Origin of the sequence: Bradyrhizobium sp. BR2003 (assembly GCF_009720285.1) — a bacterium.
GTDB classification, from domain to species: Bacteria; Pseudomonadota; Alphaproteobacteria; order Rhizobiales; family Xanthobacteraceae; genus Bradyrhizobium; species Bradyrhizobium elkanii.
In genome coordinates this window covers 210,958-231,606 of sequence record NZ_SMYJ01000045.1, presented here as the reverse complement: position 1 = coordinate 231,606, position 20,649 = coordinate 210,958, and the positions used below count along the sequence as shown (strand labels likewise).

Annotated in this window: 17 protein-coding genes and 1 pseudogene; 10 read left to right on the top strand and 8 right to left on the bottom strand. The window is 65.6% G+C overall.

Going from position 1 to position 20,649, the window contains the following annotated elements:
* Window positions 1–36: 36 nt before the first annotated feature.
* Both E2I15_RS35415 and E2I15_RS35410 read left to right on the top strand, forming a co-directional pair.
* A pseudogene (locus E2I15_RS35415) lies at window positions 37–386 on the top strand (MmcQ/YjbR family DNA-binding protein).
* Window positions 383–949: a nucleotidyltransferase family protein gene (locus tag E2I15_RS35410; RefSeq protein WP_137482386.1), complete on the top strand. Its 567-nt coding sequence runs from the start codon at window positions 383–385 to the stop codon at window positions 947–949. Before E2I15_RS35415 ends, E2I15_RS35410 begins: the two are co-directional and overlap by 4 nt.
* A 30-nt stretch (window positions 950–979) precedes the next feature.
* Here the strand turns inward: E2I15_RS35410 and E2I15_RS35405 are convergent, their stop codons facing one another.
* The 3 genes from E2I15_RS35405 to E2I15_RS35395 form a co-directional block, all read right to left on the bottom strand.
* A complete protein-coding gene (locus tag E2I15_RS35405) occupies window positions 980–1,537 on the bottom strand; it encodes a PAN domain-containing protein (protein WP_038384458.1) in 558 nt (185 codons plus the stop codon).
* 143 nt (window positions 1,538–1,680) lie between these two features.
* Window positions 1,681–3,051, bottom strand: coding sequence for a glutamate--cysteine ligase (locus E2I15_RS35400; RefSeq protein ID WP_137482385.1), 1,371 nt, complete (start codon window positions 3,049–3,051; stop codon window positions 1,681–1,683).
* A 93-nt stretch (window positions 3,052–3,144) separates the two neighbouring features.
* Entirely contained in the window at window positions 3,145–3,669 is a 525-nt protein-coding gene (locus tag E2I15_RS35395; RefSeq protein ID WP_137482384.1) for a MarR family winged helix-turn-helix transcriptional regulator, read from the bottom strand.
* A gap of 131 nt (window positions 3,670–3,800) precedes the next feature.
* Between E2I15_RS35395 and gstA the strand changes: the two genes are divergently transcribed.
* Together gstA and E2I15_RS39425 are read left to right on the top strand one after the other, a co-directional pair.
* Complete coding sequence (gene gstA / locus E2I15_RS35390) at window positions 3,801–4,418, top strand: glutathione transferase GstA (RefSeq protein ID WP_137482383.1); 618 nt, start codon at window positions 3,801–3,803, stop codon at window positions 4,416–4,418.
* 158 nt (window positions 4,419–4,576) lie between these two features.
* Window positions 4,577–4,957, top strand: a complete 381-nt coding sequence (locus E2I15_RS39425; RefSeq protein WP_246668299.1) for a hypothetical protein — start codon at window positions 4,577–4,579, stop codon at window positions 4,955–4,957.
* A 311-nt stretch (window positions 4,958–5,268) separates the two neighbouring features.
* On the opposite strand, the gene E2I15_RS35380 is transcribed toward E2I15_RS39425, so the two are convergent.
* The 4 genes from E2I15_RS35380 to E2I15_RS35365 form a co-directional block, all read right to left on the bottom strand.
* Window positions 5,269–7,482, bottom strand: a complete 2,214-nt coding sequence (locus E2I15_RS35380; RefSeq protein WP_137482382.1) for a 3-hydroxyacyl-CoA dehydrogenase NAD-binding domain-containing protein — start codon at window positions 7,480–7,482, stop codon at window positions 5,269–5,271.
* Between the two features lie 18 nt (window positions 7,483–7,500).
* Window positions 7,501–8,709 (bottom strand): acetyl-CoA C-acetyltransferase, encoded by a 1,209-nt coding sequence (locus E2I15_RS35375; RefSeq protein WP_137482381.1) that lies wholly within the window; start codon window positions 8,707–8,709, stop codon window positions 7,501–7,503.
* Between the two features lie 117 nt (window positions 8,710–8,826).
* Window positions 8,827–10,614, bottom strand: coding sequence for an acyl-CoA dehydrogenase C-terminal domain-containing protein (locus E2I15_RS35370; RefSeq protein ID WP_137482380.1), 1,788 nt, complete (start codon window positions 10,612–10,614; stop codon window positions 8,827–8,829).
* A 107-nt stretch (window positions 10,615–10,721) separates the two neighbouring features.
* Window positions 10,722–11,138, bottom strand: coding sequence for a nuclear transport factor 2 family protein (locus tag E2I15_RS35365; protein WP_137482379.1), 417 nt, complete (start codon window positions 11,136–11,138; stop codon window positions 10,722–10,724).
* 164 nt (window positions 11,139–11,302) lie between these two features.
* On the opposite strand from E2I15_RS35365, the gene E2I15_RS35360 reads away from it, so the two are divergent.
* The 5 genes from E2I15_RS35360 to E2I15_RS35340 all read left to right on the top strand — a co-directional run bounded on the left by E2I15_RS35360 (window position 11,303) and on the right by E2I15_RS35340 (window position 18,693).
* On the top strand, window positions 11,303–11,890 hold the full coding sequence (locus E2I15_RS35360) for a PadR family transcriptional regulator (RefSeq protein WP_137482378.1): 588 nt from the start codon (window positions 11,303–11,305) through the stop codon (window positions 11,888–11,890).
* Window positions 11,891–12,266: 376 nt separating this feature from the next.
* Entirely contained in the window at window positions 12,267–15,773 is a 3,507-nt protein-coding gene (locus E2I15_RS35355) for a tetratricopeptide repeat protein (protein WP_137482377.1), read from the top strand.
* Between the two features lie 114 nt (window positions 15,774–15,887).
* Complete coding sequence (locus tag E2I15_RS35350) at window positions 15,888–16,718, top strand: COG3904 family protein (RefSeq protein ID WP_137482376.1); 831 nt, start codon at window positions 15,888–15,890, stop codon at window positions 16,716–16,718.
* Window positions 16,719–16,984: 266 nt separating this feature from the next.
* Window positions 16,985–17,914 carry a sulfite exporter TauE/SafE family protein gene (locus E2I15_RS35345; RefSeq protein WP_137482375.1) on the top strand — a complete coding sequence of 310 codons (930 nt, stop codon included), beginning with the start codon at window positions 16,985–16,987 and terminating at the stop codon, window positions 17,912–17,914.
* Entirely contained in the window at window positions 17,911–18,693 is a 783-nt protein-coding gene (locus tag E2I15_RS35340) for a TIGR02186 family protein (protein WP_137482374.1), read from the top strand. The genes E2I15_RS35345 and E2I15_RS35340 overlap by 4 nt, the downstream gene beginning before the upstream one ends.
* On the opposite strand, the gene E2I15_RS35335 is transcribed toward E2I15_RS35340, so the two are convergent.
* A complete protein-coding gene (locus tag E2I15_RS35335; RefSeq protein ID WP_170991713.1) occupies window positions 18,694–20,004 on the bottom strand; it encodes an aspartate aminotransferase family protein in 1,311 nt (436 codons plus the stop codon). It lies immediately after the preceding gene.
* A gap of 54 nt (window positions 20,005–20,058) precedes the next feature.
* On the opposite strand from E2I15_RS35335, the gene E2I15_RS35330 reads away from it, so the two are divergent.
* Complete coding sequence (locus E2I15_RS35330) at window positions 20,059–20,643, top strand: Lrp/AsnC family transcriptional regulator (protein WP_338134494.1); 585 nt, start codon at window positions 20,059–20,061, stop codon at window positions 20,641–20,643.
* Window positions 20,644–20,649: the final 6 nt, after the last annotated feature.

Sequence of the window (20,649 nt, the reverse complement as noted above, 5' to 3'; positions counted from 1 at the left end):
TTTCTCTTCGCTTCATCCGGGCTACGGTTATACGCCGTGACCTTCGACGACATCAGGCGCATCGCGCTGGCGTGGCCGGAGGTCGAGGACGGTTCTTCCTACGGCACGCCGCGGCGCTGAAGGTGCGCAACAAGATGCTGGTGCGGCTCAAGGAGGACGGCGACAGCCTGGTGATGCCGGGCGTGCCGCCGGATGAGCGCGACATGCTGGTCGAGCATCAGCCCAAGGTGTTCTACTTCACCGATCACTACCGGGACTACCCGATGGTCCTGATCCGCCTGTCGAAGGCCAAACGCGCCACCGTCGAGCCCTTGCTGCGCCGGCGCTGGCGCACGCTGGCATCGAAGAAGGCGGTCCGGGACACCGACGCGACCGCCTCGTCGTGACGCACGGCGAATTCCTCGCAGCCGCGCTGCGCAACCCGGCCAATCAAGCCGTCACTGACGAGCTGTACCGCCTCGGTCTGCCCGATGCATGGCTGGTCGCCGGCTGCCTGGTGCAGACCGTGTGGAACGTGCTGACCAGCCGGCCGCTCGATCACGGCATCAGCGACCACGACATCTTCTATTTCGATCCGGATACCTCATGGGAGGCCGAGGACGCGGTGATCCGCGAGCTCAAGGCACGGCTCGGCCATCTCGGTGTCGCGATCGAGGTACGCAACCAGGCCCGCGTCCATCTCTGGTATCCCGACAAGCACGGCCTGCCCTACCCGGCGCTGTCGCGTTCGACCGACGGCATCGATCGCTTCCTCACCGAAAACACGCAGATCGGCATCCGCCGCACCACGCGCGGCTACGACGTCTATGCGCCGCACGGATTCGACGATGTCGCCGGCATGATCGTGCGGCCGAACCGGACCGCGAACTTTTCGGCGGCGAACTATGCGACGAAGGCGGCGCGGTGGAAGGCGCTCTGGCCGGAGATCACGGTGCTGGCGGCGGAGTGAGCATGTCGTAGCTTCATCCGGGCTACGGAGTCACCGCACCACGCCCGACGTGAACCCCGCCTTGCGGCGCGGCGGCTTGATCTCTTTCTTCAGGAAGCAATGCGCGTCGCGGCCGGCATAGCCGGGGCGGGCGTAGGTCCAGGCGCGGCACTTGTTGTCGGCGGTGCAGGCGGCCTGGCAGGCCTCGTCGCCGCCGTCGCTGCTCTTCAATTCGAAATTCTTGTAGTCGCCGCCGAGGCGGTCGATCGAGGTTTCGATGGCGCCGTTGCGCGGTTCGACCACGCCTGCGCCGCGCACCCCGGAGACGCAGCAGACGTTCTGCACCCTAGGCGGCACGGTGCTCTTGAGCCAGCACACCGCGCCGTTGTTGGCGTCGGTCGGATAGTTGAAGCTCCAGGCGCGGCAGCGGCGGTCGCGCTCGCAGGTCAGCGCGCAATCGGCCGGATCGCCCGTCGTCACCGGCGCGTTCAGATAGTCGCCGCCGGGACGGTCGAAATTGGTCTGCGCCAATGCCGGGCGCGCGACGACAGCGGCCGCAAGGACCGCAAACATCACCACACACGCCCTAAAGTGGCGGCCTATCCCCATGAGATTGCTTTCAAATTCGCGCAGCCCCGCGCGTTTAGCGGGGCGTCATTTGAACGCCATGAACCTGTACGGCGGATGAACGGCGGGTGCGACACCACCGCCGTTCACGCGCGTTTCGGGGCCCGGACCGGGCCAAGCGGGGATTAAAACGCGTACTCCTGATAGGCCGGTTCCACCGAGCCCTGCCAGGGGCCGTTGAACTTCTCCAGCATCTCCTCCGCCGGCGAGCGGCCGGTCTCGATGATGCGTTCGAGCGGCTCGAGGAAACGGCTCTCGTCGCGTCCGAGATGATCGATCCGGCCGCGCCGCCGCAATCCGGCATGCGACAGGATCAGGCACTCCTTGGCGATCTCGAACAGATAGCGGTCCTTGATCCGCGACTTGAAGCCGAAACGCGGCACGTCGTCACGCAGCGCCTGCCGCTCCGGCGCGGTCCAGTGGCGGACGATGTCCCAGGCGGCATCGAGGCTGTCATTGTCGTAGAGCAGCCCAACCCAGAACGCCGGCAGCGCCGGCAGCCGGCCCCACGGCACGCCGTCGGCGCCGCGCATCTCGAGGTAACGCTTCAGCCGCACCTCGGGGAAGATGGTCGAGAGGTGATTGGCCCAGTCCGACAAGGTCGGACGCTCGCCCGGAAGAGCGGCATTCTTGCCGGCGAAGAAATCCCGGAACGAGGAGCCGGAGACGTCGATATATTCCTCGCCGCGCTTGACGAAATACATCGGAACGTCGAGCGCGTAATCGACATAGCGCTCGAATCCCATGCCATCCTCGAACGCGAACGGCACCATGCCGCTGCGCGCATTGTCGGTGTCGCGCCAGATCTCGGAACGGAACGACAGGAAGCCGTTGGGTTTGCCTTCGGTGAACGGCGAGTTGGCGAACAATGCGGTCGCGATCGGCTGCAACGCCAGCGACACGCGGAGTTTCTTCACCATGTCGGCTTCGGAGGAGAAGTCGAGATTGGTCTGCACCGTGCAGGTCCGGAACATCATGTCGAGGCCGTATTTGCCGACCTTCGGCATGTAGTTTCGCATGATCTTGTAACGCCCCTTGGGCATCACGGGGATCTGCGCGCGCGACCAGGACGGCGTCATGCCGAGGCCGAGGAAGCCGATGCCGAGCGGGGTTGCAATCTCCCGTACCTGCGCCAGATGCGCCATCAATTCCGACTGGGTCTGATGCACGGTTTCGACCGGCGCGCCCGACAATTCGAACTGCCCGCCCGGCTCGAGCGAAATCGCGCCGCCGCCGGTGACGTCATAGAGGCCGATGATGTTGCCGCGCTCCATGATCGGCTCCCAGCCGAGCAAGAGCTTCATGCCCTCGAGCAGCGCGCCGATGCCCTTGGCGCCCTCATAGGGCACGGGCTGATGGCCCTCGAGCGTGAACGGAGTCTTCTCATGCTCGGTGCCGATCCGGAATTCGGACTCAGGCTTCACGCCGGCTTCAAGCCACGCCACGAGTTCGTCGCGCGACTGCAGCGGCGTCATGTCGATCTGGTCACGCGCCATAGATAATCCAACTCAAGGGCGCTTCGATCGAAGGCGCGCGGTGGCAGGGACATCCGCGAGCCACAACGGCCGCGGATGATGGAATCAGCAATATCATCGGGCAGGCACGCCGTCTCGCGCAGGCGCAGCCTTGCCATCAGCCTTGGTCTCGTTCTTGACGTCGCCTTTGGCGTCGCCACAGGCGCAGCCGAGCCGGTCGAGCAGACCGCACAGCCTGGTCGCGTCGGCGTCGGACAATTTGGAGCCGACATGCTTGTCGATCGCGGCGGAATAGGCGTTCCACATCTTCTTCTGCAACTCGCGCCCGGCCTCGGTGATCTCGACGAACTGGCCGCGCTTGTCGATCTTGCATTCGCGCCGGGCGGCGAGCCCCTCGTCGACCAGCTTGTCGATCAGCCGCGAGGTCGAATATTGCGGGATCAGCATCTGGCGCTCGAGCTCGACCGGGCGCAGTTCGCCCGACGGCGCGCGAGACAGCTCGAGCAAGGCGTCATACCAGGCGAGCGGCGGAAAACCGGCCTTCTTCAAGTCCTGCTCGACGCAGTCCAGCACCCGGCTCGGCACCCGCATCAGGCGGATCCAGGCGGCCGTCGCCTCGCTCGATAGCTTGCGTTTCATGGTCTAGCTCATAGGGGTCCCGGCACCGACTGTACCGCACTGAATGCATCTGCATCAATCTTGACTATTTCATGCAGGCGCATGTAGGCAATCCCTCTCCGGACGCCAAGAACAAGGGAAGGAATACCCCTATGAAGCTTTATTACACCCCCGGTGCCTGCTCCCTCTCCCCCCATATCGCCCTGCTCGAGGCTGGGCTGCCCTACGACCTGGTCAAGGTCGATCTGCGCGCCAAGAAGCTCGAAAACGGCGACGATTTCCTCCATGTGAACCCTAAGGGCCAGGTGCCGGCACTGGCGCTGGATACCGGCGAGATGGTCACCGAAGGCCCGATCATCATCCAGATGATCGCCGACAAGGCCGCCGACAAGAAGCTGGCGCCGGCAAGGGACTCCAACGAGCGCTACAAGCTGCTCGAATGGCTGAACTACACCACGACCGAGTTGCATAAGAATCTCGGCCCGATGTTCTCGCCCGTGCTCGCCGACGACGCCAAGGCCTTCTTCAAGGACCGCGCCATGGGCAAGTTCAAATATGTCGAGAGCCAGCTCGCCGGACGCGACTACCTGATGGGCAACCAGTTCACGGTCGCCGACGGTTACCTCTTCACCATGATCATGTGGGCGCAAGACCGGCTCGGCTTCGATCTCTCCGGCCTGCCGAACCTGACGGCGTACAAGGCCCGCGTCGCGGCGCGCCCGAAGGTGCAGGAGGCGCTGAAGAAGGAAGGCCTGCTCAAGGCGGCCTGAGCTCGCTCACCATGACCGCGAAAGAGCCGGGTCGACCGATCCGGCTCTTCTTTGTTGTGGATTCGCCGATCCCTTTTCTCGACAGCGGCGGCGGAACGTCCCAATTTAACCTGCATTATACCGATTAATACTAAGTCGGTGTAGTTCCGGCTGAGGGCGTGGCCGTCCTTGTTCGAGCGATCCAACTGACCGACTATGACCTGCGGCGCGCCCTCCGCTCCAACTGGTCTAAAAGTGTGACGATCGCCTTTACCCTTTTGTTGACCAGCACCCTGGTTGGGCTGGCAACCAGTTTGTACTTTCGGGTTTGGACATTGATGCTGGAGTCACCGCTGGTCGCGGTGCTCGCGGCGATCGTGCTCCAATCCGACGGTTTCGCCTTTGCCACCGGCGCTCCGATCGTCGTCGCCTGTCTCGCCTTCAACCAGTTCGCCTATCTCGCCGGCGCTTTTCTCTCGAATAACGACTCAATGGCGGAAGAAATTGACGGCCTGCCAGACCGCCGCGGCGAGCACGATATCCACGGCCAGAACGAGTAGCGCGAGGCCGGTCCATGACGGGCCCTTGCCCCGCAAACGCAGTGGCTTCCACCGCCGCGACGGCGGCAACGAAAGCAAGGAATCGTTCGCTGCGATCTCCGCGTCCGCGGCACCTTTCTTGAGCGCAAAACTCATCGCACGACACCCTCACGCTGATCGTCGCCCCGGCGATCGACGAGCAAGAGTGATGCCAGCAGCGTGGTGCCAGTGCGGAACAAGCGTGGCGGGACTTTGACGGGCATGACCGTCGCACAACAGGATCAAGTCGGATCGATGACCGGCTTGATCCTGCGCGAGTTTGCCCCGGAAGTTTACGCAGCCTGTTTCTTCGGCGGGAAGCGGCCGTAGAAGGTTTCGCCCTTGGCGGCCATCTCCTCGAGCAGCTTCGGCGGCGTGAAGCGCGAACCGTACTTCTTCTCGAAGCTGTGGCAGAGCGCAACGAAGTTCTTGGTGCCCATGAAGTCGATGTAGGACAGCGCGCCGCCGGTGAACGGCGCAAAGCCGAAGCCGAGGATCGAGCCGACATCGGCCTCGCGCACGTCGGTGATGACGTGATCCTCGACGGTGCGCGCGGCCTCCACCGCCTGCACCACCAGGAAGCGCTGCTTCAATTCCTCGACGCTGAGCGTGTCGGGATCGAGTTGCTTCGGCTGCAGATTGGCGAGCCCGGGCCACAGGCTCTTCTGGCCCTTGCCCTTCTCGGGATAGTCGTAGAAGCCCTTGCCGTTCTTGCGGCCGAAGCGGCCCTGTTTCTCGACCATCTCGACCATCAGCTTCTTCTGCGCCTGGTCGATCGCGTTGGGGCCGAGATCGGCCTCGGTCGCCTTGGTGATCTTCAGGCCGAGATCGAGCGCGACCTCGTCCTGCAGCGACAGCGGCCCGACCGGCATGCCGGCCATCTTGGCGGTGTTCTCGATCATCGCCGGCGGCACGCCCTCGAGCAGCATCTCGTTGCCCTCGGAGATGTAACGCATCACGCAACGATTGGCGAAGAAGCCACGGGAGTCGTTCACCACGATGGGCGTCTTGCCGATCGCCCGCACATAGTCGAGTGCGGTCGCCAGCGCGACGTCGCCGGTGTTCTTGCCGAGGATGATCTCGACCAGCATCATCTTCTCGACCGGCGAGAAGAAGTGGATGCCGATGAACTTGCCCTGGTCCTTGAACTCCTCGGCCAGCGAATTGATCGGCAAGGTCGAGGTGTTGGAGGCGAAGATCGCGCCCTCCTTGAGCAGCGGCTGCGCCTTGGCATAGGTGTCAGCCTTGACCTTGCGGTCTTCGAACACGGCCTCGATGACGAGGTCGCAGTCTGCGATCACGTTGTAGTCGGCCGTGGCCGAAATCCGCGCCAGGATGGCATCGGCCGCGTCCTGCTTCATCCGTCCCTTGGCGATCAGGCCGTCGACCACGGTCTTGGCGTGGCCCTTGCCCTTGTCGGCGCTTTCCTGGTCGCGATCGACCAGCACGACGTCGATGCCGGCCTGCGCCGAGACATAGCCGACGCTGGCGCCCATGAAGCCGGCGCCGATCACGGCGAGCTTCTTCACCTTGGTCGGCGGCACGCCCGCAGGGCGGCGGGCGCCCTTGTTCAGTTCCTGCATCGACAGGAACAGCGAGCGGATCATCGCCGCCGCTTCCTTCGAGCGCAGCACCTTGGTGAAATAGCGCGACTCGACGCGCAATGCAGCGTCGATCGGCAGCTGCAGGCCCTCATAGACGCAGCTCATGATGGCGCGCGCGGCCGGATAGTTGTCGTAGGTCTCGCGGCGGTAGATCGCGTTGCCGGCCGGGAACATCTGCATGCCCATCTTGGAGAAGACGGGGCCGCCGGGCAGCTTGAAGCCCTTCTCGTCCCACGGCGCGACCGCCTTGCCGCCGCCCTTGATCCAGTCCTTGGCGGCCTTGATCAGATCGGCCGCGGGCACCACGGCGTGAATCAGGTTGAGCGCCTTGGCGCGGGTCAGGTTGACCGCCTCGCCCTTGAGCAGCAATTGCATCGCGTCCGCCGGCTGCACGAGACGCGGCACGCGCTGGGTGCCGCCGGCGCCGGGGAACAGGCCGACCTTGATCTCGGGCAGGCCGAGGCGAGTCTTGGGGTTCTCAGCCGCGACGCGGTAGTGGCAGGCCAGCGTGATCTCGAAGCCGCCGCCGAGCGCAAGGCCGTTGATCGCGGCGACCCACGGCTTGCCCGAGGTCTCGATCGCGCGGAACGACTGCGACATCCGGCGGCTCTGCTCGAACAGCATCTGGTTCGCCGCTTCCTCGCCCTTCGCCTGGAAAAGCTGCGCGTAGCTGCGGTTCATGCCCTCCAGCATCGAGAGGTCGGCGCCGGCGCAGAACGCCTCCTTGGCCGAGGTGATCACGACGCCCTTGATCGCGGCATCGCCGGTCGTCTGCTTGATGATCTCGTCGATCTCCTGGGTCGAGAGCTCGTCGAACACGTTCATCGAACGATCAGGGATGTCCCAGGTGACGAGCGCAATGCCGTCGGCGTCGACTTCGAACTTGAAATTCTTGTAAGCCATATTGCTCGCTCCCTCGCCTCAGACGCGCTCGATGATGGTGGCGGTGCCCATGCCGCCGCCGATGCACAGCGTCACCAGCGCGGTTTCCTTGTTGGTGCGCTCGAGCTCGTCGAGCACGGTGCCGAGGATCATCGCGCCGGTCGCCCCTAACGGATGGCCGAGCGCGATCGCGCCGCCATTGACGTTGATCTTGGCGTTGTCGATGTCGAACGCCTGGATGTAGCGCAGCACCACCGAGGCGAAGGCCTCGTTGAGCTCGAACAGGTCGATGTCCGACTTCTTCATGCCGGAGCGCTCGAACAGCTTTTCGGTGACGTCGACCGGGCCGGTCAGCATCATCGCGGGCTCCGAGCCGATATTGGCGAAGGCGCGGATTTTCGCCCGCGGCTTCAGGCCATGCTTGGCGCCCGCCTCCTTGCTGCCGAGCAGGACGGCGCCGGAGCCGTCGACGATGCCGGAGGAATTGCCGGCGTGATGCACGTAATTGACCTTTTCGACCTCGGGATGCGACTGGATCGCCACCGCGTCGAAGCCGGCCATCGCCGCCATCGCCGCGAATGAAGGCTGCAGCTGAGCCAGCGACTGCATCGTCGTGGTCGGGCGCATGTGCTCGTCCTTGGCGAGAATGGTCAGGCCGTTGACGTCCTTGACCGGCACCACCGACTTGCCGAAGCGCCCCTCGTCCCAGGCCTTAGCCGCGCGCTGCTGGCTCTGCACCGCATAAGCGTCGACATCGTCGCGCGAAAAACCGTATTTGGTCGCGATCAGATCGGCCGAGATGCCCTGCGGCATGAAATAGGCCGGCACCGCCATCGAGGGATCCATCGGCCAGGCGCCGCCGGAGGCGCCGATGCCGACGCGGCTCATCGATTCCGCGCCGCCGCCGATCACGAGCTCATGCTGGCCGCTCATGATCTGGGCTGCGGCGAAGTTCACGGCATCGAGGCCGGAGGCGCAGAAGCGGCTGATCTGCACGCCCGGCACCTTCTCGCCGAGGCCGGCGTTCAGCGCGGCGAAGCGGGCGATGTCGGAACCGGCCTCGCCGACCGGATCGACCACGCCGAGCACGACGTCGTCGACGGAGTCCGCGGGAAGATTGTTGCGCTCCTTGAGCGACTTCAGCGGCACCGTGGCGAGCGCCAGCGCGGTGACCTCGTGCAGCGCACCGTCGGCCTTGCCGCGGCCGCGCGGGGTACGAACGTGATCGTAGATGTATGCCTCAGGCATGACGCCCTCCTTGATATGAGGATCATAATATATACGGAAGGACCCGCCGCCGCAGCGGTGCGGCGGCAATTTTCAAGGCTTTCTTGTTGACCGGTCTCCACTTCGCTGGAAAACGCTTCAGAACGCTTCCGCGGCCAGTTCCATCGTGGTTGCGCTGCCGCTCTGGATCCGGGCCAGATGCACGGCGGTCTCCGGCAGCAGCTTCTCCATGAAGAAGCGGCCCGTCACGAGCTTGGTGTTGAGGTAAGGCGTAGCGCCGGCGGCGGCCTTGTCCTGCGCCACCTTGGCCATCTTCGCCCACATATAGCCGAGCGCGACGAGGCCGAACAATTTCATGTAGTCGGTCGCGGCGGCGCCGGCATTGTCGGGCTTGGTCAGCGCGTTCTGCATCAGCCAGCCGGTGGCCTGCTGCAGATGGCCGAGCGCGGTGGAGAGCGGGGTGATGAACGGCTTCATCGCCTCGTCGGCACCATGCTCCTTGGCGAAGGCGCCGACCTCGCCGAAGAACGCCATCGCGGCGCGGCCGCCATCGCGCGGCAGCTTGCGGCCGACCAGGTCCAGCGCCTGGATGCCGTTGGCGCCCTCATAGATCATCGCGATGCGCGCATCGCGCACGAACTGCTCCATGCCGTGCTCGGCGATGTAGCCGTGGCCGCCGAACATCTGTTGCGCCGAGACCGTGTTGGCGAACCCGGTGTCGGTCAGGACGCCCTTCAGCACCGGCGTCATCAGGCCCATGTGATCGTCGGCGGCCTGGCGATCCCCAGCGTCGTTGGAGCGGTGCGCGACGTCGCTCTTCAGCGCGGTCCACACCACCATGGCGCGCGCCGCCTCGTTGAAGGCGCGGATGGTGAGCAGGGTGCGGCGCACGTCGGGGTGCACGATGATCGGATCGGCCGGCTTCTCGGGCTCCTTGGCACCGGTCAGCGAGCGGCCCTGCAGGCGCTCGCGGGCATAGGCGACCGCGTTCTGATAGGCGACCTCGGACTGCGCGAGGCCCTGCACGGCGACGCCGAGGCGGGCCTCGTTCATCATCACGAACATGCCCTGCATGCCCTTGTTCTCTTCGCCGATCAGCCAGCCCGTGGCGTTGTCGTAGTTCATCACACAGGTGGAATTGCCGTGGATGCCCATCTTGTGCTCAATCGAGCCGCAGCTGACGCCGTTGCGCGCCCCGAGCGAGCCGTCGGCATTGACCAGCACCTTCGGCACCACGAACAGCGAGACGCCCTTGATGCCAGCCGGCGCGCCTTCGATGCGCGCCAGCACGAGATGGATGATGTTCTCAGTGAGGTCGTGCTCGCCGGCGGAGATGAAGATCTTGGTGCCGGTGATCTTGAAGCTGCCGTCGGCCTGGCGCACCGCCTTGGTGCGGAGCAGGCCGAGATCGGTGCCGCAATGCGGCTCGGTCAGGTTCATGGTGCCGGTCCACTCGCCCGCGACCATCTTCGGCACGTAGGTCTGCTTCTGCTCGGGGGTGCCGTGCACCAGCAGCGCCGCGGTCGCGCCCATGGTCAGCCCGCCATACATCGAGAATGCCATGTTGGCGGAGATCTGAAATTCGTTGACCGCCTGCGAGAGCGTCACCGGCAGGCCCTGACCGCCAAATTCCGTCGGCGCCGACAGGCCGAGCCAGCCGCCTTCGGCGACCTGCTTGAAGGCGTCCTTGAAGCCCTTCGGCGTCGTGACGCTGCCGTCGTCATTGCGCTTGCAGCCTTCGAGATCGCCTGTGCGATTGAGCGGCTGCAGCACCTCTTCGCTGAGCTTGGCGGCCTCGCCGAGGATCGCCTCGCGCACATCGGCCGACGCATCGGTGAAGCCGGGAAGATTGCCGTAGCGGTCGATCTGGAAAACGTCGTTGAGCAGGAAGCTGACGTCTTCGACGGGGGCTTTGTAGGCTGGCATGCTGGTCTCCCGGCTGGCACGTGGCCGCATGTCGACGGACGCTGCGCAGCGTATCCTTGGGTTTGTTGGAGCGGACCTTATCCGGTTCCGGAGGTCCGCGGCAGATGCTATCGCGACTGTGATTGCGACGTTGCGCCGCTTTGCTTCATCAACTCCTCGCCCATCATCCGATGCAGCAGGTTGATCGCCTTGAGCGGACGCACCATCACCTTGAAATGCGTGATCCGGCCGTCACCATCGAATGTGATGATGTCGACGCCGTTGAGCTTGATGCCGTCGATCTCGTTCTCGAATTCGAGCACCGCGCCGGCGTCATTGCGCCACTCGCCGAGATACTTGAAGGTCGGACCGCCGAGCACCTTGGCGGCGCTGGTGAGATATTTGAAGGTGATGTCACGGCCGTGCTGCGGCGTGTGCACGACCGGGCTTTCGAACACCGCGTCGGGATGCAGCAGATCCCACAAAGCGGCGGTGTCGTGGGACTTCATGTAGGCGTACCACTTGTCGAGGCCCGGCTTGCTCATTCGGACGTCTCCTGCGGCGGGGTTTAAGAAAAGCCTGAACCACCGGCGCGCCTGACAGGGCGGCACGCCGATCACCATATGCATATTGACGCATATGCACAGTAACGCATAAAGTCAAGCGAACTTGAGAATGGTCTTCCTGGGAACTGAGATGGAGGTGGGCGTTGGCACTCGGTGACGCAATCCTCGCATGCCTCACGGAACGTCCGATGACGGGCTATGAACTCGCCAAGACATTCGACGCCTCGATCGGCTTCTTCTGGAAGGCCGACCACCAGCAGATCTACCGCGAGCTCTCGCGGCTGCGCGACAAGGGTCACGTCCAGGGCCGCGAGGTGGTGCAGTCGGGCAAGCCCAACAAGCTGGTCTACACGCTGACGGCCGAGGGCCGCGCGGCGCTGAAGCACTGGGCGGCGCGACCGAGCGTTCCGCCCTCGATCAAGGACGACCTTTTGGTCCGGCTCTATGCGCTCGATTGCGTCGAGATCGAGCCGCTGCGCACCGACCTGATGGCGCGGCTGGAGCATCACCGCGACCGCTATGAGCGCTACGAGCGCCTGCTCAACAAGCGCTTTCCCGACGGCACCGCGCCACCGGCCGACGTTGGCAAGATGCTCAGCCTGCGCCTCGGGATGCGCCATGAGCGCATGGTGGTGGAGTGGTGCGAGGAGGCGCTCGACGCGCTGTCGGCGATGTCCGGCCGCAGCAACGTCTTGCCGCTCGACGACGGCAAGCGCGAGAGCAACGGCTAGAAACAAATCTCCAACCTCCCCTTGAAAAGGGGGAGGTTGCTTTTTTCGCAGAGCAAAGCGGGTGGGGATCCGCTCTCTCCACATACAGCGTCGCCTGGGGCAGAACCCCCATCCGGACCTTTCCCCTTTCAGGGGGAAGGAGAAGTTCGGCGGCAACACAAGTCGCTGTCGCTGTCCTGATCCGGCGCAACAGGTTCCCGGATTCCCTAACTTTAGAGCCCGTCGGCCGCATTCCTTAACCCGTTATTTACCGTGACGGGAAAAAGTCAGCAGCTGAGGCAGACGCCCAGCGCAGAATTCGATTGTCTCTTAACGGGAATGCGCGGGGAGGCTGCGGGCGCAGGGTGTAGCGCCGGAGTCGGGACCGGACGGAATCATGAATTCGCGCGTATCGTGGAGTGTTGACGGCATCGATCCCTCCGTCCGCGAAAGGGCCGAGGCGGCTGCGCGCCGCGCCGGCATGTCGCTCAACGACTGGCTCAACTCCACCGTCGGCGAACCGAGCCCGCCGGATTGGCGCATGGAGCAGCGGCAGCCGATGCCGAGCCGGGAAAGCCGCGAGGTCGCCGATATCCACCAGCGGCTCGACGCCATCACCCGCCAGATCGAACAGATTGCAAAGCCCGTGACGCGCGCCGAAGCGGTGCGCGCCGAAGTGTCGCGCGGCCAGCCCGCCGTCGCGCGGCAGCTTAACGACGCGATTTCGCGCCTCGATGCCCGGCTGTCGCAGATTTCGCGGCCGCAGCCGGCGCGCGAGCCGCAGCCGATGCGTGAATCGCAGATGCAGCGTGAGTCGCAGATGCATGACCGGCAACTGGAGGAGAGGCTGCGCCAGGCGGAGGCGGTCGAGCGCGCCGCGGCCCAGGTCTATCGCCCCTCGCCGCCGCTGAGCCCGGCCTCGTTCGATTCCGCGATCGCGGAGATCGCCGCGCGCCAGAACGAGCTCGATGTATCAGCGCACCGCCAGATGCCGCCGCGCAGCGCGCCGCCGATGGCCGCCTATCCGCCGCCACCGGCTACGCCGGCCGGGCCCGACTTCTCCTCGCTCGAGCGTCATCTGCTCAAGATCACGAGCCAGATCGAGGCGCTGCAGCGGCCCGACCATATCGAACAATCGATCGCGGCTTTCCGCGGCGAGCTTGCGGAAATCCGCCAGGCCATCACCGAGGCGATGCCGCGCCGGGCGATCGAGTCGATCGAGAACGAGATCCGCTCGCTGCATCACCGGATCGATGAGCTCCGCCAGGAGGGCCGCAACGGCCAGGGCCAGGCGATCGCCGGCATCGAACGCGCGCTGTCGGAAATCCGCGAGGCGCTGCGCACGCTGACGCCCGCCGAGCAGCTCACCGGCTACGACGAGGCGATCCGCAATCTCGGCGCCAAGCTCGACATGATCCTGCGCGCCAACGACGATCCGTCGACGGTGCATCAGCTCGAGAGCGCGATCGCCGCGCTGCGCGCCATCGTCTCCAACGTCGCCTCCAACGACGCGCTGCTGCAGCTGTCCGCGGACGTGCATGCGCTGGCCGCGAAGGTCGACCAGTTGTCGCAGATGTCGCGCGCCGAGAGCCATGGCGATGCCTTCGCCGGGATCGAGCAGCGCATTGCCGCATTGGCCTCGACGCTGGAGACCCGCGAGCGGCCGGCCGGCTACGACAACACCGATGCCATCGAAGGCGCCCTGCGCTCGCTGTCGGAGCGGATCGACCGCCTGCAGGTCGGCAACGACAGTTCGTCGGCATTCACCCATCTCGAGCAGCGTGTCTCCTATCTGCTCGAGCGCCTGGAGTCCGCCGACCAGCGCTCCGGCAATCTCGGCCGAGTCGAGGAAGGGCTGCATGACATCATGCGGCACCTCGAGGCACAGCACGCCCACATCGCCTCGCTGGCCGACGCCGCCCGCAACTTCAATACCTCCTCGCCGCAGCCGATGATGGACAGCGGCATCGTCGACCTGGTGAAGCGCGAGCTGTCCGACATCCGCTTCAGCCAGTCGGAGACCGACCGCCGCACCCAGGATTCGCTGGAGACCGTTCACAACACGCTCGGCCATGTCGTCGATCGTCTCGCGATGATCGAGAACGATCTGCGTACGGTGCGCACCGCGCCGCCGCCTGCTCCCGCGCCGGCCGAGTCGCGGATGGAAGCTCCGCGGATGGAGATGCCGCGCGCGGCGATGTCGCAGCCCAAAACCGAAGCATACAAGCCTGAATCGTACAGGCCCGAATTGCCCAATCCTGCGCTGGCGCAGGAGCACTTCATGTCCGCGCCGCGCGAATTCCATGCCGCGCAGCCGATCGAGAGTCCGCCGCCGCCGCTGCCGCCGCGCGCGATCAGCGAGATCCTCGAGCCGCATGCGGCGTCCGCACGCGCCGCGATCGCGCCGGAACTGCCACCGGATCATCCGCTCGAACCGGGTACGCGCCCCTCCGGCCGCGTCGCTTCGCCGTCGGAGCGGATCGCGGATTCCGAGCGCGCGATCAGCGATCTTCCCGCCGGCAAGAAGGAGCCGGTCTCGACATCGAGCTTCATCGCCGCCGCGCGCCGCGCCGCGCAGGCCGCCGCCGCGCAACCCGTCAACGAGAAGGCGGCGCGCGCCGCGAGCAAGGCTGCAGCCAAGGCCAAGGAGAAGGCCGACAAGGCCGCGAAGGCAGCTGCCGCCAAGGCCGGCACGGCCGCGGCCGGCGCGCCCGAAGCGCAGCCTTCGACCATCACCTCCAAGATCCGTTCGCTGCTGGTCGGCGCGAGCGTGGTCGTGATCCTGCTCTCGACCGCCAAGATGGCGATGAACCTGCTCGACACCAGCTCCGCGCCACAGATGCCGGCGATCGAGCACAGCGAGCCGGCCACGCCGCCCATGCAGCCGCCCGCCGAGAATTCCGCAGCCCCCGCACCGGCTGCACCGTCCGGCGTGCCCGGGTCGTCAGTGCCCGGGCCGTCAATGACCTCGCCGACCCCGCTCGGGCGCCAGTCCAACAACACGCCGGCGCCGAACACGCTCGACAGCGCGCAGGTGACGATCCCACCGGCAACCGTGCCCGCACCCGCCGCGCCTGAGCCGGCCGCGGCGCCAACAGCCGCCGCCAATGACGTCACCGGCACGATTCCGACCGCACCGCCGCTCGGCGGCAAGCTCGCCACGATCCAGATTCCGGCCGGCGAGAAGCTGCCCGAGGCGATCGGCGGTCCGGCGCTGCGCAGCGCCGCGATCAAGGGCGATGCGGCTGCGGCCTACGAGGTCGGCGTCCGCTATGCCGAAGGCAAGGGCGTGACCGCCAATGTCGACGAAGCCGCCAAATGGTATGCCCGCGCGGCGCAGGCCGGCGTGGTGCCCGCGATGTTCCGGCTCGGCACCTTCTACGAGAAGGGCCTCAGCGTGAAGCGCGACTTCGAAGTGGCGCGACGCTACTATGTGCAGGCCGCCGAGCGCGGCAACGCCAAGGCGATGCACAATCTCGCCGTGCTCGACGCCGATGGCGGCGGCAAGGGCGCCGACTACAAGAGCGCCGCGCAGTGGTTCCGCAAGGCGGCCGATCGCGGCGTTGCCGACAGCCAGGTCAATCTCGGCATCCTCTATGCCCGCGGCATCGGTGTCGAACAGAACCTCGCCGAGTCCTTCAAGTGGTTCAGCCTCGCGGCCGCGCAGGGCGACGCCGACGCCGGCCACAAACGCGACGATATCGCCAAGCGGCTCGACCCGCAGTCGCTCGCCGCCGCGAAGCTTGCGATCCAGACCTTTACCCCCGAACCGCAGCCGAGCGATGCGGTCAATGTGCCGGCCCCGGCCGGTGGCTGGGACGGCGCCCCCGCGCAGCCCGCGGCGGCGAAATCGGTCAAGCCGCCGTCGAAGCGGACGGCGGCGCTGGCCGCTCCCGTTCACTAAGATAGTAGCAGCTGCGGCGCCTGGCGCCGCCGCTGTCTTGCACCTCTGCCCCACCGCCGTGTAGACAGGCGCGCAGTCCCGCGCCAGTTGCGCTCGCGTTCCGGAGGGTCAGGCTTGTCCGTCGACGATCGTCAGGATGAAGGAACGGGCCACCGTTCGTCGCCGACCGGTCCCCGCGTCGCGCCGCCGCGCCAGCAACCTTCTCCGTTTGGCGCACCTCGCCAGACTCCGCCGCCTGTCGCACCCAGCGCCACCAATTCGGGTGGCCTCTTCGGACCCTCGATCTGGTCGGTGACCATCTTCGTCCTGCTGCTGTCCGGCGTTGCGATCCGCGCCTATCGCGAGCTTTCGGAGCCGGGTGCCTGGGATGTCTGGCGCGAGAGCTACGTCGCCGCGACCATGACGTCGTCGGTCATTCCCGGTGTCGTCATCGACGGATCTAAACGGCGCGCGCTTGCGATCAGCGGCAGGATCGGCTCGGCCAGCGCGATCTGGTTCCGCGATCGGCTCGACGAGGCGCGATTGTCACCCGATGACGTCGTGCTGCTGTCATCGCCGGGCGGCGCGTTGGATCAGGCTGCCATCATGGGTGAAGTCATTCGGGCCCGCCGGCTCGTCACCGCGGTGGCGACATCAGATGCATCGGGAAATTTGCGTGCCGCTGCCTGCGCCAGCGCCTGCGTTCTGGTCTATGCCGGTGGCGAAACGCGCTATGGCATCGCGGGCTCCAGGCTGGGCGTGCATCGCTTTACCATGAGCAAGCCAGGCGATGATCCCGTGGCCGAAGCTCAGCGCTCGCAGGGCATCGTGCTCAGTTACATGAGAAAGATGGGTATCTCGTCCCGAATCGTCGAGGCGATGTCGCAGACCTCGGACATCCGCTGGCTGGGCGCGAGAGAGGCGCTTGCGATGAACCTCATTACCACGCCAGTCGACCAGCCCTGATCAGCCGCCGCTGCTATTAATCTGAATTATCAACCACGTCCGCAGCCGAGCCGCCACGTGCGGCGAAAAATGCCACCCGGGGCGGAAACTTTAGTCCCCCCCCCCGCCAAATTCGGTTATGCAAGAACGCGGCAATCGACCCGCGTCCGCCTGCGTCTTGCGCGCCGACCGGATTCGTTCAGCCGGAGAATGCCCGACCAGAACGACATCACGCCGTGATGCGGCCTTGCGCCGAACTCGCGGCGAACCGACAAGAAGCGACGCGCGTGCAGCTCTACCTCCCGATCGCCGACATTCCGGTCAATGTCTTCCTCATCCTGGCGATGGGCGCGGCGGTTGGATTCGTCTCCGGCATGTTCGGGATCGGCGGCGGCTTCCTGATGACCCCGCTGCTGATCTTCGTCGGCATCGCGCCCGCGGTCGCGGTCGCCTCGGTCGCCAGCCACATCGCGGCCTCCTCGTTCTCCGGTGCCATTTCCTATTGGCGCAGACGTGCGATCGACCCGCTGCTGGCGGCGGTGCTCCTGGTCGGAGGCACGCTCGGCACCACGCTCGGGGTGTGGACCTTCACCTTCCTCCGCTCGCTCGGCCAGCTCGACCTGATGATCGCGCTGTCCTACGTCATCCTGCTGACGACGGTCGGCGGGCTGATGTTCTGGGAAGGCCTGCGCGCGATGCTGCGCGCCCGCGGCGGCCGCCCCGTCACCCTGCGCAAGCCCGGTAGCCATGGCTGGATCCACGGCCTGCCGCTGAAGCTGCGCTTCAAGCGCTCCAAGATCTACCTCTCCGTCATCCCGGTGGTCGTGGTCGGGCTCGCGATCGGCTTCATCGGCGCGGTGATGGGGATCGGCGGCGGCTTCATCCTGGTGCCGCTGATGATCTATGTGCTGCGGGTCCCGACCTCGACCGTGATCGGCACCTCGATGGTGCTCACCCTCGTCACCATGGTGTTCGCGACCATGCTGCACGCGGCGACCAACCATCTGGTCGACGCCGTGCTGGCACTGATCCTGATGGTCGGCGGCGTCACCGGCGCGCAGTTCGGCGCCCGCGCCGGCCAGAAGATCCGCGGCGAGCATCTGCGCCTGCTGCTCGGCCTGCTCGTGCTCGCGGTCGGCATCCGCTTTGCGGTGGAGCTGGTTATCCGGCCGCAGGACCTGTTCAGCATCCGCGAAACCGGCGGAGCCCCGCCATGAGGCTGCGCACGGCGCTCGCGATCATCGGCCTCGCCGTCGCCAGCCTGGCGGCCGCGCCCGCTCATGCCGAGCGGCTGATCGTGTCGGTCTCCAACCACCGCGTCACAGTGACGCCGAACTATTCCGGCGGCGAGCTGGTGCTGTTCGGCTCGGTCGAGAAAGACGACAAGACGCCGTCAAACCGCACGAACTACGACCTCGTCGTCACGGTGTCCGGCCCGCGCGCCGACATGGTCACGCGGCGCAAGGAGCGCAAATTCGGCATCTGGATCAACACCGACTCGCGCCAGTTCCTGCAGGTGCCGGGCTATCTCGCGCTGTTTTCCAATCGCCGGTTCGACCAGATCGCCTCGCCCGAGGTGCAGCGGCGGCAGCAGCTCGGGCTCAACAATGTGCTGCTGATGCAGCGGGTCGGGCCCGACTATGCCGACGTGGTGCCGAACGACCCGTTCCGCAGCGCCTTCGTGCGGCTGCGCTCCGAGCACGGGCTGTACCGTGAGGCGACCTCGGCGGTGACGTTCCTGACGCCGACCCTGTTCCGCACCGGCATTCCGCTGCCCGCGCAGGTGCCGATTGGCACCTATAATGTCGAGATCAAGCTGTTTTCCGACGGCGCACTGGTGACCAAGGCCGAGACCGCGTTCGAGATCGTCAAGGTCGGCTTCGAGCAATTCGTCGCCACCACCGCGCGGCAGAACGGCTTTGTCTACGGGCTGATCACCGCGTTCATGGCACTGATGACGGGCTGGATGGCCTCGATCGTGTTCCGCAAGGATTGATTAGCCAGCCCTGCTTTGCAACGCGCTTTCGAACGCGTCGCCGAGGATCGCGAGGCCAAGGTCGATCTCGTCGTCGCTGATCGTTAGCGGCGGGGCGATGCGGAGCACACTGCCCATGCCGGGCAACTGAACGATGTTGGTGCTCAGTCCAAGCTGCATGCAGCGCTGAGAGACACGCGTTCCGAGCGCTTCGTCAGGCTCCTTGCTGTAACGGTCGCGCACGATCTCGATGCCCTGCATCAGCCCCCTGCCGCGCACGTCACCGATGCATTCGAACCGGTTCTGAAGTGCGAGGAGCCCATCCCTCAGCCGCGCGCCCGCTATCCTGGCGCGCTCGACCAATCTGTCGCGCAGGATGATCTCGATGACCTTCAGACCGACCGCGGCCGGCATCGGGTCCGACACATGCGTCGTGTAGAACAGGAAACCGCGTTCGTGACAGCGCTCTTCGATCTCGGCGGAGGTGATGACCGCAGCCAGAGGCAGGCCGGCACCGAGCGTCTTCGACAAAGTCAGGATGTCAGGCACGGCCCCGTCGCGCTCGAAAGCGAACATGGCACCGGTTCGGCCGAGGCCGGTCTGTGCTTCGTCGACGATCAGCAGCATGCCGCGTGCCCGGCACAATTCCTTCAGTTCGGCAAGGTAGCCTTCAGGGAGGTCGATCAGCCCGCCGGAGCTGAGGATCGGCTCGGCGATCATGCAGGCGAGCGAGCCGGTCGATTGGCGATCGATCAGATCGAAGGCGTAGGCCAGTTCGGCCCGCCAGTCGGCCGCGTTGCCGAAGCGCGGGCGATAGGGGTTCGGCGTCGGGATCGCGAGCGAGCCGACCGGCGCGGGACCATAGCCCCTGCGGCCGGCCGAATAGGTCGTTCCGGCCGCACCAGACGTCATGCCGTGCCAGGACTGTGCGAACGCGACGGTCTCGAAGCCGCCGGTGGCGAGCTTGGCCATCTTGATCGCAGCTTCGTTCGACTCGCCACCGGTGCTGAGCAGCATGACGCGATCAAGCCCCGGTGGCAGCAGGCCCGCGAGCCGTTCGGCCAGCGCGACGACCGGGCGCGTCAGCATGCCGCTGAAGAGATGGTCGAGCCGTTCGGCATGCTCGCTGATGGTCTGGACGATCTCCGGGTGACCGTGACCGAGCACGGCGCTCATCTGCCCGGACGTGAAATCCAGGATGGCTCGGCCATCGGCGTCATAGACGAAGGATCCGGAGGCGCGCTCGATGATGACGGGAGCGAACGTCCCGCCATAGCGAATGAGGTGCCGCCGCGCGCGATCCCAAAAGGATTTGTCGTCGTTTCCGGCCATGCCCGCCCCTTGCTGCTCGGTCGCAGCGACCAAAGAACCCGCGCACCACATCTTATGCGCGCACGACGGCAAAGACATTGCGATTTGAGATGCATTTCATCCCTTCTTCTGCAATCAATTGCGCAAAAGATGGAAAATGCGAAAGAAATGGGAACCGCGATCGTGATCGACGAGATCGACCGAAAAATCCTCGACGTGCTGCAGGTCGAAGGGCGCATCACAAATCTCGAGCTGGCCGAACGGATCGGCCTCTCGTCTGCCCCCTGCATGCGACGCGTTCGCACCCTCGAGGAGGCCGGCGTCATCAATTGCTATGTGGCGCTGGTGGACCCGCTGCGGGTTGGACTCGGGTTCGACGTGATCGTCGAGGTCCGTCTCAAGCAACAGAACAGGGAATCCTTCGCACGCTTCGAGAGGAAGGTGATTGACCTTCCGGAGGTCGTCGAATGTTGCATGATTGCCGGCGATTGGGATTACTCGCTACGGATCGTGTCCTCCGACCTGGCGCGTTATCAATCCTTCATCCTCGACCGCCTCATGCATCCGGACACCGACATCGCGAGTTACCGCACGACGATCATCCTGCGAAAGGTCAAATCGACGACCAAGATCGACAGCTCGCTGTTCGGCGAGGGTTGAGGAGTT

Excerpts from the sequence above, each read along its gene's own strand:
- E2I15_RS35380 (WP_137482382.1), bottom strand. The coding sequence starts at position 7,482 with ATGGCTTACAAGAATTTCAAGTTCGAAGTCGACGCCGACGGCATTGCG.
- E2I15_RS35400 (WP_137482385.1), bottom strand. The coding sequence starts at position 3,051 with ATGGCGCGTGACCAGATCGACATGACGCCGCTGCAGTCGCGCGACGAA.
- E2I15_RS35330 (WP_338134494.1), top strand. The coding sequence starts at position 20,059 with ATGCGCGCACGACGGCAAAGACATTGCGATTTGAGATGCATTTCATCC.
- E2I15_RS35355 (WP_137482377.1), top strand. The coding sequence starts at position 12,267 with ATGAATTCGCGCGTATCGTGGAGTGTTGACGGCATCGATCCCTCCGTC.
- E2I15_RS35370 (WP_137482380.1), bottom strand. The coding sequence starts at position 10,614 with ATGCCAGCCTACAAAGCCCCCGTCGAAGACGTCAGCTTCCTGCTCAAC.
- E2I15_RS35335 (WP_170991713.1), bottom strand. The coding sequence starts at position 20,004 with ATGGCCGGAAACGACGACAAATCCTTTTGGGATCGCGCGCGGCGGCAC.
- E2I15_RS35340 (WP_137482374.1), top strand. The coding sequence starts at position 17,911 with ATGAGGCTGCGCACGGCGCTCGCGATCATCGGCCTCGCCGTCGCCAGC.
- E2I15_RS35395 (WP_137482384.1), bottom strand. The coding sequence starts at position 3,669 with ATGAAACGCAAGCTATCGAGCGAGGCGACGGCCGCCTGGATCCGCCTG.
- E2I15_RS35365 (WP_137482379.1), bottom strand. The coding sequence starts at position 11,138 with ATGAGCAAGCCGGGCCTCGACAAGTGGTACGCCTACATGAAGTCCCAC.
- gstA (WP_137482383.1), top strand. The coding sequence starts at position 3,801 with ATGAAGCTTTATTACACCCCCGGTGCCTGCTCCCTCTCCCCCCATATC.
- E2I15_RS35375 (WP_137482381.1), bottom strand. The coding sequence starts at position 8,709 with ATGCCTGAGGCATACATCTACGATCACGTTCGTACCCCGCGCGGCCGC.
- E2I15_RS35405 (WP_038384458.1), bottom strand. The coding sequence starts at position 1,537 with ATGGGGATAGGCCGCCACTTTAGGGCGTGTGTGGTGATGTTTGCGGTC.